The sequence below is a fragment of the Mesorhizobium sp. B2-8-3 genome (assembly GCF_006440815.1).
Lineage (GTDB): Bacteria > Pseudomonadota > Alphaproteobacteria > Rhizobiales > Rhizobiaceae > Mesorhizobium.
The window spans coordinates 282,202-298,561 of the sequence record NZ_VFTW01000002.1 but is presented as its reverse complement, the minus strand read 5'-3'; the positions used below and the strand labels follow the sequence as shown (position 1 = coordinate 298,561).

The following is a 16,360-nucleotide window of genomic DNA, read 5'->3' as shown; positions in this document are numbered from 1 at the left end:
AAGCCCTGAAAGGCTTTCAGAATCTGTGTAAGCTGACAGTAAAAAGCCTGCGAACGCAAGCCCGCGGCACCGGTTCCGGCCGGTAGCGCGGGCTTTCTGGGGATAAAGCCGGCGAAGCGCGTCGCCGATTATTTCTGCGCCCCTTCAGGCCTGGTCGTTGATCAGCCTTCTGAGCAGTTCGAGTTCCTGCGCCAACGTGTTGTCCCCGCCCGAAAGGTCCTCGATCTTGCGCACGGCATGCAGCACGGTCGTGTGGTCGCGGCCGCCGAAGCGGCGCCCGATCTCCGGCAATGAGCGCGGCGTCATCACTTTCGACAGATACATCGCCACCTGCCTCGGCTTGACGATGGTGCGCGTGCGCCGGTTGGACAGAAGCTCCGTCTTCGACACGTTGTAGTGGCGCGCCACGATGCGCTGGATGTCCTCGATACGCACCCGCTTCGGCTCGCCGGAGCGGTAGATGTGGCCGAGGATCTCGTCGATGCGGTCGATGTTGATCTGCGGCTCGAAGGACTGGCGGAACAGAAGCTGGTTGAAGGCGCCTTCGAGCTCGCGCCCGCTGCCGGTCACCGTGCGCGCGACATGCTCCAGGATCTCGTCCGAGATGTCGAGCGAGGTGTCGTCGGTCTTGGTGGTGGCGCGGCGCAGTTTCAGCATGCCGAGCCGCATCGCGAAATCCGGCGCCGACATTTCCAGCGCCACGCCGCCATTGAGGCGCGAACGCACGCGCGGCTCCAGCGATTCCAGTTCCGAGGGCGGCCGGTCGGCCGCGACCACCACCTGCTTGGCGCTGTCGAGCAGCATGTTGATGAGGTGGCAGAACTCGTGCTGGATCGACTTGCCCTGCAGGAACTGCATGTCGTCGATGATCAAGAGATCGATGTCGCGCAGCTGCTCCTTCAGGGTCAGCGCGTTGTTGTCGCGGATCGCGGTGGCGAAGCGCCACATGAAATATTCCGCCGTCAGATAGACGACGCGCGACTTCGGGTTGTGCCGCAGCGATTCAGCGGCGATCGCTTGCAGGAGGTGCGTCTTGCCGAGCCCGACGGTCGCATGCAGGAAAAGCGGGTTGAAGCGCACCGCGCTCGACTGCGATTCCGCCACCGCCCTGGCCGCGGCGAAGGCCACCCTGTTCGACGGCCCTTCGATGAAGGAGGCGAATGTGTAACGCGGGTCAAGCGGTGACCCCAGCACATTGTGGCGGAACTCCGGTTCCGCGGACGCGCCCTGGCGGGGCGCCGGCGCCCGTTGTTCCACGCGCCCGGCGCTCGCGGTGCCGTTGGCGAGCGCGGTATGCGTTTGCTTGGTCATCTTGCGCGCCGGCGCGATTTCCGGCTCGACAGGGTTGCGCCCCTGCCGCGTCGCGGTGCGCACGACGATCTCGATCTTGAGGATGTCGGGATCCTCATGCCGCCACAGCTCCGCGATAAGCTCGAGATAATGGCCGTTGATCCAGGACCTCAGGAAGGCCGTAGGCACCGAGATGCGGATAATGCCGCGGGAGGCCTCGGCGACCTTCATGCGACCGAACCAGCTCGAATAGACCTCGGCCCCAAGACGCGCCTTCAGCTGGGTCTTGACCCGTTCGAACTTCTGTTCCGCGTCGCTGGATGCCGCCACGTCGCCCCCTCCGACAAAAGTTGCTGGAAATGGAAGCTCGCCCGCTAGCTCCCTCTCGATGCCGCTTTGCATGATCAAAGTTCCTTGTCTTCTCGTACCCTTTTCCACCGGGGATGCGCCTCCTGCATCCTTGGTCCGGCGACCTCATTTCGCCGCGATGCCGCTGCCGCCGCGGCAACGATCGTCGCAACTCGCGCAAGGAACCAGCTGCCGGCTCCGCACGCCGGCCTCCGACAACGACAAGGCAATACATCACCCTCCGGCGAAAACGCCGGCGAGACATCGACTGCCATGTACAATTACGCCAGTCCCCTACCCGCACCGAAGAGACAAACCAAGCCGCACGCGGAATTGCTCCACGTCATGAATTCTGCCATTTTGTGCTGGCCGATTCAGGCTGGGTCAGGGGCTACAGCCCGTCCCTTCGATGGATGGACATTACCGAAATCGCTGTGGATAGGGCAAGGCCACATCTAACGGTTTTTTAACGAATCTGGTTACCAGACGGGGCTTGAAATCGGGTGCTGCGACGGCACATTTTGACAAAGCCATTGTGATTCAAACCCTTTTCCGGCGAATATGAAAAAGGCCGCCCGAAACGAAATATTCTGAAATAATTCTCTTGACAGCTACTTCTCCCCCGCCGCTCGATCTTGAGTTGAACAAGCTGTGGATGACCGGCTGTAAGCCTTTGAAAAAACTGCAGATTTTTTGCCAGGCAAATTTGGGCAGTTGCCGCGGGGAGGGCGTGCCGGTATCAGCGGCGTTGAATATGCCGGCAAAACATTACTGGCATTGGAATCACGTCGCAAGCGTTGCTTGCGAGCAATTTTTTTAAGTACTTGCCGGCAAACGAAAAAACCCGGCCTGTGCGACCGGGTTCAACATCGGTTGATTAAGGATTAAGTCGGTCAGGCCGACAGCGTCTTGACCCGCTGGGCAAGCCGCGAAACCTTGCGGGAAGCTGTGTTCTTATGGACGACGCCCTTGGTGGCGGCGCGCATCAACTCCGGCTCCGCCGCCTTGAAGGCTGCCACCGCCGCGGCCTTGTCGCCGGCGGCCAGCGCCTCTTCGACCTGGCGCACATAGGTGCGGACACGCGAGCGACGGTTCTTGTTGACCGCCGCGCGGCGGGCGATCTTGCGCGTTGCCTTTTTGGCCGAAGACGTATTGGCCATGATGCCTCTCTTCCGATCTGGTGGGCGCCAGCGGGGTGCCGCAGGGCGCAAAAAACAAACGGGCAGCCACAGGGCCGCCTCGGTTGGTGCGGCTTATAGTTCAGCTTTTCCGGCGCGTCAACGCCACTTGGCGGTCTTTTTGGAGACCGAAAGCGCATCACGCCATGACCCGCCTTCAGTCATTCGGCAACGTGCCCTAGCGGTTGGTGAAATTCGGCTTCCGCTTCTCGACGAAGGCGGCCATGCCTTCCTTCTGATCATCGAGCGCGAACAGCGAATGGAACAGGCGCCGCTCGAAGCGCAGCCCTTCGGCAAGCGTCGTCTCGTAGGCGCGGTTGACGGCCTCCTTGGTCATCATGACCGACGGCAGCGAGAACTCGGCGATCTTGGCCGCCGCCTTCAGCGCCTCGTCGAGCAGTTCGGCGACCGGTACCACGCGCGATACCAGCCCGCTGCGCTCGGCTTCGGCCGCGTCCATCATCCGCCCGGTCAGGCACATGTCCATCGCCTTCGACTTGCCGACGAAGCGGGTCAGCCGCTGCGATCCGCCCATGCCCGGCATGACGCCGAGCGTGATTTCGGGCTGGCCGAACTTGGCGTTGTCGCCGGCGATGATGAAGTCGCACATCATGGCCAATTCGCAGCCGCCGCCGAGCGCATAGCCCGCAACCGCCGCGATGATTGGCTTGCGCGTGCGCGTGAATTCCTCCCAGCCGACGAAGAAGTCCTGCGTGTAGGCGTCGGCGAAGGATATCGCCTGCATTTCCTTGATGTCGGCGCCGGCGGCAAACGCCTTTTCCGAGCCGGTAAGCACCATCGCGCCGATCCCGGGATCGGCATTGAACGCGCTCGCCGCCGCCACGACCTCCGCAAGGACTTGCGAATTCAGCGCATTGAGCGCCTTGGACCGGTTCAGCGTGATCAGCCCGACCTTGCCGCGTGTCTCGACGATGATGGTTTCATGGGCCATGGTTCGCTTCCTTCCGCGGCAGTGGGATGATCGATACCGTTCCTAGCTCACCGCTGACAGGTCCGGCAATAGAAGGTCGAGCGGCCGCTTTGCACGATGCGCTCGATGTGGCCGCGGCAGCCTGGCTTCGGACATGGCTCGCCCTCGCGATCGTAGACCGCGAAGGAATGCTGGAAATAGCCGAGCGATCCGTCGGCCTGGACATAGTCGCGCAGCGAGGAGCCGCCGGCGGCGATCGCGTCGGCGATGACCGAGCGGATCGCCTCGGCAAGGCGCGCGCTTTGCTCTTTCGCCTTCTTGGCCGACCCGGCGATGGTGCCGGCTTCGCGCAGCGGCGAGAGGCCGGCGCGCCACAAGGCCTCCGCCACATATATATTGCCGAGTCCGGCGATCAGACGCTGATCGAGCAGTGCCGCCTTGAGCGGCGATCTGCGATCCTTCAGCAGCGAGGCGAGCAGGGGACCGTCGAGCGCGTTGCCGGTCGGCTCGATGCCGAGCCCAGCCAGCATCGGATGCGTGTCCGGCGCTCCTTCGGCAAACAGCATGAAGCCGAAGCGGCGCGGGTCGTTGAAGATGACGCGGGAGCGCTCGTCCTTCGGCGAGACGACATCGAACACGACATGGTCGTGCGCGGCGCTTTTCGAGCGCTCGTGGTGGAAGGCGCCGGGGATGTCGCTGCCCGCGGCGGCTTCGACGCGGAACGATCCCGACATGCCGAGATGACAGATCAGAACCGGGCCGTTCTCGATATGCATCGTCAGGTATTTGGCGCGCCGGCCAAGCGCTGTCACGGTCTTGCCGGTAAGCCGCTCCGAAAAGCGTTCGGGAAAAGGAAAGCGAAGGTCGGGCCTGCGCGCCTCGACCTTGACGAGCCGCGCCCCTTCCAAGACCGGCTGCAGCCCGCGCCGGACGGTTTCGACTTCGGGCAGCTCAGGCATGGCCGCCTATCGTTGCGAGGAAGGATGTTCCGTGGCGACCGGCCGCCAGGCCGAGGTGGTCCGCGACGGTCTCGCCGATATCGGCGAAGGTCGGCCTGAGCCCGATGTCGCCGCCCGCCAGCCCCGGCCCGGTGCCGATCACCGGAATGCGTTCGCGCGTATGGTCGGTGCCGCGCCAGGTCGGATCGTTGCCATGGTCGGCGGTGAGGATCAGGAGGTCGCCTGGCCCGATGCGCGACAGCGCCTCCGGCAGCCGACGGTCGAACGCCTCGAGCGCGCCGGCATAGCCGGCGACGTCGCGCCGGTGACCGAACTCGGTGTCGAAATCGACGAAATTGGCAAAGACCAGGTCGCCGTCGCCGGCGTCGTCCATCGCGCCGAGCGCCTTGTCGAACATCGCCATGTTGCCGCCGGCCTTGCGCACTTCCGAAATGCCGCGATGGGCGAAGATGTCGCCGATCTTGCCGACGGCGATGACCTTGCTGCCGCGCCCGGTCAGCCGGTCGAGCAGGGTCGGCTCCGGCGGCGGCACCGCATAGTCGCGGCGGTTGTGGGTGCGCTGGAAGGTGACGGGCGTCTCGCCCACGAAAGGTCGCGCGATCACGCGCCCGATCTTGAACGGATCGACCAGCCGACGCACCGTGAGACAAAGCTCATAAAGCCGCTCCAGGCCGAAATGCGTTTCATGCGCGGCGATCTGCAGCACGGAATCGACCGACGTGTAGCAGATCGGTTTGCCGGTGCGGATATGCTCTTCGCCGAGCCGTTCGATGATCTCGGTTCCGGGTGCATGGCAATTGCCGAGGATTCCCGGCACCTTGCCTTCGCGGATGATCGCTTCGGTCAGTTCGGCCGGAAAGGCAGGCACGGTGTCGGGGAAATAGCCCCAGTCGAAGCGCACCGGCAGGCCGGCGATTTCCCAGTGGCCGGAGGGCGTATCCTTGCCGCTCGACACTTCCTGGGCGGCCCCGTGGAAGGACGAGGCAAGCAACGGCGTATCGACGTCGAACGTGAGCCCGGTCGCCGTCTGCGCCGCTCGGCCAAGACCGAGCGACATCATGTTGGGCACGGCCAGCGGCCCGTTGCGCAAATCTTCCCGATCGGCGCGACCGTCGGCGCAGGCCTGAAAAATATGTCCGAACGTGTCGGCTCCGGCATCGCCATAGCGTTCTGCGTCGGCCGCGCCGCCGATGCCGAAAGAATCGAGAACGAACAGGAACGCGCGCGCCATGGGTATCTTTGTTGTCAGTCCTGGCTGCCAGACATAAGGTTCCCCGGCGGCCTTGGCAAATCGGAAACCAAACCGCAACGGCTTGGCGCCATAGTTGCGGCGAGACGCGGATGCGGCGGGAGCGAAGCAGGTATGGCAAGGCGCGGCAGAACCGCGGCAAGGCAGGCCGTGAGAATGTGCGCGGCAGCTCTCGCGGCGTTCAGCGCCGCCGCCGGGCCGGCACGCGCTGACTGGCGTGACGACATCGGCACGTTCCGCATCGGCGTCGTTGCCGAACCGGGCGGCGGCAACACCGTCCCCGGGCTCGCGCGCCTGACCGACGCCTATGCCAATGCGCTCGGCATGAAGGTCGAGTTCGTCGTTGCGCGCGACTATGCGGCGCTGATCGAGGCGCAGGCGAGCGGGCGCGTGCAATATGCGGTCTATTCGGCTCTTGCCTATGCCACGGCCTCGGAGCGCTGCGGCTGCGTCGAACCGCTGGTGGCGCCGGTCGATGCCGACGGCGCCGTCGGCATCCGTTCCGTCCTGGTGACGCGCGACGGCAGGCTTCCGGACCTTGCGGCGATCGCTTCGCACCGGATCGCGATTGCGCCGGTCGAGAATGTCGGCGGCGCGCTGCTGCCGATGGCCGCGCTGTCGGCCGAAGGCGTCAAGATCGCGCGGGATTCGCCCTTCCTGGCGCGCGCGGCTTCGGCCACCGCGGCCGAAACGATGCTGAGCGGCGGCGAAGCCGACGCGCTGTTCGGCTGGGAACCGGCCGATGCCGATGGCCGGTCCGCCCGTTCCGAGGGCACCGTCGCGCGGCTGGAGGCTGCCGGCATCCCCGAGGCGTCGCTTCGGGTGTTATGGACCTCGGGCCTGTTGCGCTATGGCCCGCACGCCGTCCGCAGCGATCTCGATCCGGAGGCAAAGCGGCGACTGACGGTCTTCCTGACCAGTCTCAGGTCCCAGACGCCCGATGTGTACGACCTGCTGGAGGGCGCGCATTCCGGGGGTTTCAGGCCGGCCGCGCGGAAGGACTATGCGATGGCCGTGGCGATCGTGCGGCAGGAAACGGCAGGGCAGGAATAGCGTGTCAGCAGTCGCTGCAGGGAATCGTCGGACTCCGGCGCGGCCTTAGATAATAGGTTTCGCTCATCGATATGTTGTTGAAGGCAGAGGTCAGCCCGAGCGTCTGCGAATTGCTGGCGGACCAGGTGATGATCGGCTTGTAGCCGAGGTCGCTCTCCACGCGGACCAGGAAGGTGTTGCGGATTATCAGCGTCGCCGGCACCGTGGTGGTCGCGTTGACGGCCGCATCGGCGCTGTAGGTGGTGCCCACCACCTTGCGCGACCATGCAACCTGCACCCTCGGCGGTGCTTCGTCGGTGATCTGTATGCCTGTGATGATGATCGTCGGCAATGAACGATTGTAAGGCTGCAGCGTCGATGTGCCGATCTTCATCATTGCATCGAGATTCGCCTTCACGACGGTCTGCTGTTGGGTGACGAGGTCCGCGACCATGCTGCCGATGCGGCTGACCTTCTTGCTGGTCTCGATGGCCTGCGAGGCCTCCATCGTGATGAAATACATGATGAGGAGCACCGGCACGATGAACGCGAACTCGATCGCCGCGACGCCGCGGCGATCGCGGCAAAACCGCTCCATCCTCGCCAAAATCCCCCCGAGTGCCCCCGCACTATGCATATCGTCCTCCACGCCCGCGGCTTAGCTGTCGAGCAGTCTCAATTGTCGTCGAACGGTTCGTTCTGCCAGGTCACGGACGCGAAATGCAGCGTTTTGCTGTCCTTCAGGTTTGCCATCGACTTGGCCAGGAAATCGGTCATCACCGGCCATTTGTAGAACACCCGCAGCATGTTGATGGATTCCGCCAGTCCGGGCGAGACTGTAGGAGACATCGTGTTCGCGCCCTGCGTCAGCACGATATCGCCGCTCACGATCTTGAAACCCGCCGTCGCGGCGTCCGCGAAGCTCGAATATTCGCGCAGATCGACCAGCAGTGGAGCATTTGGCCCGGTATCGGTGCAGTTGTTGGAAACCATGATCTGCAGGCGATTGCAGATCAGTTGCTTGATCGAGGCTTCGGTGACGTTGTTCTGCTGAAGCTGCCCGGTGCGCAACTGGCGGGCGACATCGTCGGTGACGTTGGCCATCACCTCCTGGCCGGCGAACGAAATGCAGCTCTCGAGGATGGCGAAGACGAGAAGGGCGAACGGGATGGCAAGCATCGCGAATTCCATCGCCGTGCTGCCGCGCCTGTCGCTGAAGAAGCCGGGGTGGGCTTTGGCGCGCGCCTTGCTGTCCATGCCGTTGCCGGATGAGGCATCCTTGCTCATATCAAAGTTCCTGCCGATCGCCTTTGCGGTACCGGCGGCAAGGTTAGCGAAAACCCATTGAGTTCCGGTTTGGATGATCGTTAAATTCGTCGGGCAAGCTTTAAGCTGTCTTTAATGCCCGTGGGTTCGCGCTCGCAGGGCTCAGTGACCGGCGCTCATTTCGGCTTCGGAAGCCTTCTCGGCCTCGCTCTTGAACGCGCTCTCGCAATAGGGCGTGCAGGACATGGTCTGGACTTCGGCGCGTCTGTAGATGCGCACCGAGGAGGCGGCTTGTCGCACGACGGTCACCTGTTCATCGATGATCGGGCTGCCGTCCGAATCGAGCACGACCATATTGGTGACACCGAAGCCCTTGCCGGTGAGGACGATGGTCGAGGCGTCCTGCACGGCGGCGTCGGCGATCGCCGGATTGCCGATGACGACCGTGTCGGCCGCGCGTGACAATTTGACGATCTTGGCCTGGTTCATGGTGACTTCTATACCCGCGCCGGCCCTGGCCGGCATGACCAAGGCGGCAGTTGCCAGCAGCGCGGCGACTGGAAACAGCGATCTCGACAACGTCATTGAAGCGCTCCCGGCGGGCAGATTCTTCAACGGAACATGAACGAGATTGGTGAACCAACGGTTAAGCCGGCCTGGCCATGATTAAGGATCGGCTCGCGTGGCGCATCATGCGCCGATGGTGCTTACTGTTTTAGGAGTATTGCACAAGCGCCGGTTTCCGGGAGGCCGAGCTGGCTGGCGATGTTTAGGCCACGGTTAACCACACAGCGCGTTCGCCACCGGAAAGGAATCGGTAAGGCTGTTTATTAAGCCGATCGAAACGGCTTCTCCATAGATTTGCAGCATCCGATCAACCGCAAGAGAAAAGTTGACGGAAGTGCTGTAACACGTGGAGTAGGAGCTCTCGAATGTCTAACCTCATTGCACGTTTCGTGAAGGACGAATCCGGCGCGACCGCCATCGAATACGGTCTGATCGCCGCTCTCATCGCGCTCGCCATCATGGTTGGCGCTACCCAGCTCGGCGGCGCGCTGAACGCCAAGTTCGCCAACATCGCCGCCACCCTCAACGGCGCCACGGCTCCGTAACAAGGCCGCGTATCGCGCCTTTTCGACAGAAGGAAAAGGGCCGCCAACTGGTGGCCCTTTTTCATGCAGTCGGCCGATTTTGATCGTCCGGCCTCATCGATCGTTAATCCAGCGCGCCTAGGATGACGCTGAAAACATGCCACAGGCACGCCGCATCCATGCTTGAAGCCGTGATCTTCGTCGTCTTTCCTTTCTGCATGCTGTTCGCTGCGGTCTCGGACGCCTTGTCGATGACGATCGCCAACCGTGTTCCCGTGTTGTTGGTGGCGACATTCGCGCTTGTCGCGCCGCTCACCGGCATGGACTGGGCAACCTATGGCTGGCACTTCGCTGCCGGCGTCCTCGTACTTGCCACGACCTTCGGCCTTTTTGCGCTCGGCGGCATGGGCGGCGGCGACGCCAAGCTTCTGGCCGCGACCGCTCTATGGATGGGCCTCAACATCAACCTGATCGGCTATCTGGTGACGTCGGCTTTCATCGGCGGCCTGCTTACCCTCGCAATCCTTGCTTACCGGAAATCGCCGCTCGTCATGTACACCGGCCACAGCCGATTTCTGCGCCATTTCGCGGACGAGAGCGTTGGCATCCCCTATGGCATCGCGCTTGGCGCGGGTGGACTGATCACTTTCCCGGATTCGCCGCTGATGGTCTGGGCGCTGGCGAGGCTCACGGCCTGAATGCATGTCGCCCAGAAGTGCGCAGCGGTTCTGGGACAACGACATGCATCAAGCAAAGACTTGAATCGCGTGGTCTGAATTCCGCCACGCGCCTTAGGCCTCTGGCGATATAGATGTCGGCGATCCCGAGGCGGCCTAGCCGCCTTTTTTTGTTAACGGCGGGCCGTTCCATCCAATTTGAGTAAACCTTAAATTAATCACGATCGTAAGCATTACATTAACCTTGTTTTGACGATTGCAGCTGCAAAGTCCGGCCTGGCGAGGTGGTTTGCCTTGAGGCGAAGGGTTTCGGACGAATGCCAGCATCCCGATTGATTATTCTGGGCGTGGCTGCGGTCGCGGCGGGTGGCGCGGGCTACGTGGCGAAGAACATGGTCGTGGCGCCGCCGCCTCAGGTCGTTGTCGATGCGCCCAAGCAGCCGGCGATCGCATTGCAGGATGTGCTGGTGCTTTCAGGTGACGTGTCGATGGGCAGCCAGCTCGGCACCAACATCAGCTGGGAAGAATGGCCGGCCGATGGCGTCAACGCCAACTTCATCACGCGCGCCGCCGAGCCTGACGCGGTCGAAAAGCTCAAGGGCTCGGTCGCCCGCGTGGCCATGTATACCGGCGAGCCGTTGCGGCGCTCCAAGCTGGTCGGCGAGGGACAGAGCTTCATGTCGTCGATCCTGCCTTCCGGCACGCGCGCTGTCGCGACCGCGATATCGGCCGACACGTCCGCCGGCGGCTTCATCCTGCCCAACGACTTCGTCGACGTCATCATGACCCGCCGCGCCGACACCGGCAACGGCGGCAGCGGCTTCAACACCGAGACGATCCTCAAGAACATCCGCGTGCTGGCCATCGACCAGACCATCCAGGAAGACGAGGAAGGCAAGAAGACCAGGGTCGGCCAGACCGCGACGCTGGAGCTGACGCCGCAGCAGGCCGAGATCATCACCGTGGCGCAGCAGATGGCGGACCGCCTGACGCTGGCGCTGCGCCCGATCACCGACATCCATGAAAAGAATACGGACGAAGCCGACTATCTGGTCAACGGCAACGGCCGACGCGGAACCGTGCGGCTGATCAAGTCCGGTGAGGTTTCCGAGGTGGGAGCAAGGAAATGAGGCCAAACGGTAAACTGCTGCCCTTCTTGGCCGCCGCGGCGATCGGTTTTCTCCTGCTCGGCACCGGCGCCCCGGGACTGGCCGAAGCCAAGGCCGCGGGCGCCGGCGTCTCGGCTTCCGTCGCCACGCAGCGCGTCAAGCTCGGCCTCAACAAATCCGTGGTCATCGACTTGCCGAGCGACGCCTACGATATCCTCGTCGCCAATCCGGCGGTTGCCGATGCCGTGACCCGCACGGCGCGGCGCATCTACCTGTTCGGCAAGGCCGTCGGCGAAACCAATATCTTCGTTTTCGGCCCCAATGGCGAGCAGATCGTCAGCCTGGATCTGGCCGTCGAACGTGACGTCGCCGGGCTGGAGGACTATCTCAAGCGCTTCATCCCGTCCTCGCAGATCAAGGTCGAGCTTCTCAACGACAACGTCGTCCTGACTGGCATGGTCGACACGCCGCTCGATTCCAAGCGCGCCGTCGACCTGGCAACCATCTTCGTATCCGGCGGTGAAGCGACGACGGGGCAATATTCGCAGACCGCCGCCGGCGGCTCGGTCAATGGCGGCGTCGACATCAACAACCCCGACCAGGAGCGCCGGACCTCCAAGATCGTCAACCTCCTGCAGATCATCGGCGACGATCAGGTGACGCTCAAGGTTACCGTCGCCGAAGTCAGCCGCTCGGTGATGAAGCAGCTCGGCGTGAATATGGTAGCCAGCGGCAGCAGCAACGGTATCAGCTGGAATGCGTTGACCTCTCCTGCCTATGGGCTGGGCAAGCCGGTGTCACAGAATTCGGGTCTCAGCTTAGGCAACTTAGACTCGCCTTTCCAGGCCTACATCAATGCGATGGAACAGTCGGGCGTCATGAAAACCCTGGCCGAACCGACGTTGACGGCGGTCTCCGGTGAGAAGGCGACTTTTAAGGTTGGCGGTGAATACAACATCATCACCGGGCGCACGAACAACGTCTCGACCGACAACCAGACGGGCCAGGTCACCTACACCAACCAACAGATCGAATACGGCATCGGTCTGGAGTTCCAGCCCGTCGTGCTGTCGGCCGGCCGGATAAGCCTCAAGGTCAGGACTGCGGTCTCGGAGCCGACCATGGAGGGCGCAACGACACTGGAAGGAGCCCAGGGACTGCCCGGCACCACGCTCTTGTCGATCCGCAAGAGACTTGCCGACACCACTGTTGAATTGCCATCCGGCGGGTCGATGATGATCGCCGGCCTGGTTCGCGACGACGTGCGCCAGGCGGTCGCTGGATTGCCGGGCCTCACCAAGATACCGGTCCTCGGCACGCTGTTTCGCAGCCGCGATTTCGTGCGCAACGAAAGCGAGCTCGTCATCATCATCACGCCCTATCTGACGCGGCCGGTGGCGCGCAACGACCTGGCCAAGCCGGACGACAACTTCAATGCGGCAAGTGATGGCGCCGCCATGTTCCTCGGCCGCGTCAATCGCGTCTACGGCACCATGCAGACCGACCGGCCAGCCGGCCGCTATCACGGTGTCGTGGGCTTCATCTACAAATGAGTGGGAATGCGGATATGTCCAAGTCAGCATCGAAGGTCATGACGGTCCGGACAGCATCCGGTATCGCAAGGATCCGTCGGCAGGTGGTCCCGGCACTGGCGGTCATGCTTGCGGCGTCGCTCGCAGGTTGCGCCAACCGCGATAGCGTTACCGTCGGGTCGATACCGGACGATTACCGCACGACCCATCCGATCGTCATCGCTGAGAAGAACCAGAAGATCGACCTGCCGGTCGGCGCCGGCGATCGCGGCATGACCGGTGCGCAGCGCGATACGCTGCTCGGTTTTCTCGACGGCTACGACAAGAGCGCCGCGCCGGCGCTGACGATCGCGATGCCGGCCGGGTCCGCCAATGAGCTTGCCGCCCGGGCCGCCGGCCGCGATTTTGCCAGGCTCGCCATGGCGGCAGGCGTCAAGCGCAACCGCATCGTCATGACATCCTATCAGTCGGCTGTGCCCGAGGCGTCGGCGCCAGTGCGCGTCGCCTTTGTCGCGGTGAGGGCCCAGACCGACAAATGCGGCCGTTGGCCCGACGACCTGACCGAGACGTCGGAGAACAAGCACTATGCCGACTTCGGCTGCTCCTACCAGAACAACCTCGCGGCCCAGGTGGCCAATCCCAACGATCTGATCGGGCCGCGCAAGCAGTCCGACATCGACGCCGAAAATCGCGGCGCGGTGATCGACATCTATCGGAGCAGGGGCATCTCGGACGAGTTCCTCGGCAATTCGGAAGTGACCTACTGAGCCCGCGCCGGACGACGAAGAGAGCAGTCACGGAAAGAGCATGACGATGAGCAATCTTGCCTACGACACGCCTGCGGAAACCGGCGACCTTTCGCAGCAGGACATCGCCGCCATGCAGGCGCTGCGTCCCGTGCCGCGCATTTCGATCCAGGCCTTCTGCGAGACCGAGGGGGTCGCCAATCCCGTCGAGCGCGCCGGCGAGGATCGCCGGATGGCCAAGACCCATCTCAAGGTCCATATGGGCGGCATCCCGACCGCGATCGAGTTCTACCAGTCCGCGCCGACACCGAACCTCATCCTGCTGGAATCGCGCAGCGAACCGCAGCAGTTGCTCGAACAACTCGGCCAGCTCGCGGAATATTGCGATCCGTCCTCCAAGGTCGTGGTCATCGGCCACTACAATGATGTCGGGCTCTATCGCGAGCTTATCCGGTCCGGCATTTCCGAATATGTCATCGCGCCGGTCTCGATGACCGACATCGTCAGCGTCGTGTCGTCGATCTTCGTCGATCCGGAATCGGAGCCGATCGGCCGGTCGATCGCGTTCATCGGCGCCAAGGGCGGCGTCGGCTCGTCGACCATCGCTCACAATGTAGCCTGGGCTATGTCTTCGCTGTTCAAGTCCGAAGTCGTCATTGCCGATCTCGATCTCGCCTTCGGCACCGCCAACATCAATTTCGACCAGGATCCGGCGCAAGGCATCGCCGAGGCGGTGTTTTCGCCCGAGCGGGTCGACGAGGTCTATCTCGACCGTCTGCTTGCGCAATGCGCCGAGCATCTGTCGCTGCTCGCGGCTCCCTCCACGCTCGAGCGCGTCTACGATTTCGACTCCGAGGCCTTCTCGCAGATCATAGAGACAGCGCAGCGCAGCGCGCCCCTGCTGGTCCTCGATGTCCCTCACGTCTGGAGCGGGTGGACGAAGAGCACGCTGATCAAGGCGGACGAGATCGTCATCACGGCCACGCCCGAGCTCGCAAATCTTCGCAACACCAAGAACATGGTTGACATGCTGAAGCGGTTGCGTCCGAACGATCCTCCGCCGAAGCTGATCATCAACCAGGCGGGGGTACCGAAACGGCCCGAGATCGCGGCGTCCGATTTCGCCGAACCGCTCTGCATCACGCCGATGGCCGTGATCAACTTCGAACCGCTGTTGTTCGGCAATGCCGCCAACAACGGCCGTATGCTGAGCGAGATGGACGCAAAGAGCCCGGTCGTCACCACCATCAATGAAATAGCGCATGTGCTGACCGGACGCAGCGAAATCAAGGCAAAGAAGAAGGCAGGCCTGGGCTCGATCCTCGGCAAGCTCTCGCGCAACAAGAAGTGACGCTGATTGAGCGGCATCGGGTAGTCGATCATGTTTGGTAAAAGAGGCAAAGACGACGGCAGCCGGGCAACGCCCGAATTCCGTCCGCCGGCAGCTGCTCCCGCCGCGCCCGCTTCGACGGGGACGATGACGGCCGAGCGGCCGGCTGCGCCGACCTCCAGCCCGCCCGCCGCCCCGCCGGCGCGCCGTCCTGTCGAGCCGCCGCCTATGGCGCCGGAGCCGCCAAGAAAGGTCCAGCGCGAGCGCTCGGAAACCTATTACGACACCAAGAGCCAGGTTTTCTCCGCGCTCATCGACACGATCGACCTGTCGCAGCTCGCCAAGCTCGATCCCGAGAGCGCACGCGAGGAAATCCGCGACATCGTCAACGACATCATCGCGATCAAGAACTTCGCAATGTCGATCTCCGAGCAGGAAGAGCTGCTCGAGGACATCTGCAACGACGTTCTGGGCTATGGACCGCTGGAGCCGCTGCTTGCCCGCGACGACATCGCCGACATCATGGTCAACGGCTCCAAGAACGTCTACATCGAAGTCAACGGCAGGGTCGAGCAGACCGGCGTCCGCTTCCGCGACAACCAGCAGCTGCTCAACATCTGCCAGCGCATCGTCAGCCAGGTCGGCCGCCGCGTCGATGAATCGAGCCCGATCTGCGACGCGCGCCTTCCCGACGGCTCGCGTGTCAACGTCATCGCGCCGCCGCTCTCGATCGACGGCACTGCGCTCACCATCCGCAAATTCAAGAAGGACAAGCTGACGCTGGACCAGTTGGTCAAGTTCGGCGCCATCTCGCCGCAAGGCGCGGAGGTTCTCAAGATTATCGGGCGTGTCCGCTGCAACATCGTCATCTCGGGCGGCACAGGCTCCGGCAAGACGACGCTGCTCAACTGCCTGACCAACTATATCGACCGCGAGGAGCGCGTCATCACCTGCGAGGATTCGGCGGAACTGCAGCTGCAGCAGCCGCATGTGGTCCGTCTCGAAACCCGGCCGCCCAATCTCGAGGGCGAGGGCGAGGTGACCATGCGCGATCTGGTCAAGAACTGCCTGCGCATGCGGCCGGAGCGGATCATCGTCGGCGAGGTGCGCGGACCGGAAGTGTTCGACCTGCTGCAGGCGATGAACACCGGTCACGACGGCTCGATGGGAACGATCCACTCGAACAGCCCGCGCGAATGCCTCAACCGTATGGAATCGATGATCGCCATGGGCGGTTATTCACTGCCGCAGCGCACGGTGCGCGAGATCATCGTCGGCTCGATCGACGTGATCATCCAGGCGGCCCGCCTGCGCGACGGCTCGCGCCGCATCACCCACATCACCGAGGTGGTCGGCATGGAAGGCGACGTCATCATCACCCAGGATCTTGTGCTCTACAACATCAAGGGTGAGGACGCCGGCGGCCGGCTGGTCGGCGAGCACGTGTCGACAGGCATCGGCCGTCCGCATTTCTGGGACCGCGCCCGCTATTATGGCGAGGAACAGCGCCTCGCCAACGCGCTCGAGGCGATGGAGAAACGCGCTGACTGATGCAGCTGGAGGTCTGAAGCAATTCCAGGAAAAGTGTGAAGCGGTTTTCCGCCCGGAATTGCGTCTAAACG

Annotated in this window: 16 protein-coding genes; 8 read left to right on the top strand and 8 right to left on the bottom strand. The window is 63.2% G+C overall.

The genetic code is table 11. From position 1 onward, the window contains the following. Positions 1-144: 144 nt before the first annotated feature. The 5 genes from dnaA to FJ418_RS04250 form a co-directional block, all read right to left on the bottom strand. A complete protein-coding gene (gene dnaA / locus FJ418_RS04270; RefSeq protein WP_140863814.1) occupies positions 145-1,692 on the bottom strand; it encodes a chromosomal replication initiator protein DnaA in 1,548 nt (515 codons plus the stop codon). Between the two features lie 839 nt (positions 1,693-2,531). Then, complete coding sequence (gene rpsT / locus FJ418_RS04265; protein ID WP_140645317.1) at positions 2,532-2,798, bottom strand: 30S ribosomal protein S20; 267 nt, start codon at positions 2,796-2,798, stop codon at positions 2,532-2,534. A gap of 196 nt (positions 2,799-2,994) precedes the next feature. Further along, on the bottom strand, positions 2,995-3,768 hold the full coding sequence (locus FJ418_RS04260; protein ID WP_140702784.1) for an enoyl-CoA hydratase: 774 nt from the start codon (positions 3,766-3,768) through the stop codon (positions 2,995-2,997). A 47-nt stretch (positions 3,769-3,815) separates the two neighbouring features. Then, entirely contained in the window at positions 3,816-4,706 is an 891-nt protein-coding gene (gene mutM / locus FJ418_RS04255; RefSeq protein ID WP_140863812.1) for a bifunctional DNA-formamidopyrimidine glycosylase/DNA-(apurinic or apyrimidinic site) lyase, read from the bottom strand. Continuing rightward, complete coding sequence (locus FJ418_RS04250; RefSeq protein ID WP_140863811.1) at positions 4,699-5,937, bottom strand: phosphopentomutase; 1,239 nt, start codon at positions 5,935-5,937, stop codon at positions 4,699-4,701. The genes mutM and FJ418_RS04250 overlap by 8 nt, the downstream gene beginning before the upstream one ends. Positions 5,938-6,111: 174 nt before the next feature. Here FJ418_RS04250 and FJ418_RS04245 point away from each other — a divergent pair, with 174 nt between their 5' ends. After that, positions 6,112-7,008 (top strand): PhnD/SsuA/transferrin family substrate-binding protein, encoded by an 897-nt coding sequence (locus FJ418_RS04245; RefSeq protein WP_140863809.1) that lies wholly within the window; start codon positions 6,112-6,114, stop codon positions 7,006-7,008. Positions 7,009-7,012: 4 nt separating this feature from the next. Here FJ418_RS04245 and FJ418_RS04240 read toward each other — a convergent pair whose 3' ends face one another. From FJ418_RS04240 to FJ418_RS04230, 3 genes are all read right to left on the bottom strand, one after another. Further along, positions 7,013-7,585: a TadE/TadG family type IV pilus assembly protein gene (locus FJ418_RS04240; protein ID WP_246677330.1), complete on the bottom strand. Its 573-nt coding sequence runs from the start codon at positions 7,583-7,585 to the stop codon at positions 7,013-7,015. 77 nt (positions 7,586-7,662) lie between these two features. Further along, positions 7,663-8,244: a TadE/TadG family type IV pilus assembly protein gene (locus tag FJ418_RS04235; protein ID WP_226892267.1), complete on the bottom strand. Its 582-nt coding sequence runs from the start codon at positions 8,242-8,244 to the stop codon at positions 7,663-7,665. Between the two features lie 171 nt (positions 8,245-8,415). Next, positions 8,416-8,838, bottom strand: a complete 423-nt coding sequence (locus FJ418_RS04230) for a pilus assembly protein N-terminal domain-containing protein (protein WP_140656278.1) — start codon at positions 8,836-8,838, stop codon at positions 8,416-8,418. Positions 8,839-9,185: 347 nt separating this feature from the next. On the opposite strand from FJ418_RS04230, the gene FJ418_RS04225 reads away from it, so the two are divergent. The 7 genes from FJ418_RS04225 to FJ418_RS04195 all read left to right on the top strand — a co-directional run bounded on the left by FJ418_RS04225 (position 9,186) and on the right by FJ418_RS04195 (position 16,289). Beyond that, a complete protein-coding gene (locus FJ418_RS04225) occupies positions 9,186-9,365 on the top strand; it encodes a Flp family type IVb pilin (protein ID WP_095765933.1) in 180 nt (59 codons plus the stop codon). Positions 9,366-9,523: 158 nt separating this feature from the next. Beyond that, entirely contained in the window at positions 9,524-10,042 is a 519-nt protein-coding gene (locus tag FJ418_RS04220; RefSeq protein WP_140863808.1) for a prepilin peptidase, read from the top strand. Positions 10,043-10,338: 296 nt separating this feature from the next. Further along, positions 10,339-11,151, top strand: a complete 813-nt coding sequence (gene cpaB / locus FJ418_RS04215; protein ID WP_140702799.1) for a Flp pilus assembly protein CpaB — start codon at positions 10,339-10,341, stop codon at positions 11,149-11,151. Then, entirely contained in the window at positions 11,148-12,683 is a 1,536-nt protein-coding gene (locus tag FJ418_RS04210; RefSeq protein ID WP_140863806.1) for a type II and III secretion system protein family protein, read from the top strand. The genes cpaB and FJ418_RS04210 overlap by 4 nt, the downstream gene beginning before the upstream one ends. A 14-nt stretch (positions 12,684-12,697) precedes the next feature. Continuing rightward, positions 12,698-13,429 (top strand): CpaD family pilus assembly protein, encoded by a 732-nt coding sequence (locus FJ418_RS04205; protein WP_140863804.1) that lies wholly within the window; start codon positions 12,698-12,700, stop codon positions 13,427-13,429. A 46-nt stretch (positions 13,430-13,475) separates the two neighbouring features. Continuing rightward, positions 13,476-14,759 carry a CpaE family protein gene (locus FJ418_RS04200; RefSeq protein ID WP_181166846.1) on the top strand — a complete coding sequence of 428 codons (1,284 nt, stop codon included), beginning with the start codon at positions 13,476-13,478 and terminating at the stop codon, positions 14,757-14,759. A 30-nt stretch (positions 14,760-14,789) separates the two neighbouring features. Next, complete coding sequence (locus tag FJ418_RS04195) at positions 14,790-16,289, top strand: CpaF family protein (protein ID WP_140863801.1); 1,500 nt, start codon at positions 14,790-14,792, stop codon at positions 16,287-16,289. Positions 16,290-16,360: the final 71 nt, after the last annotated feature.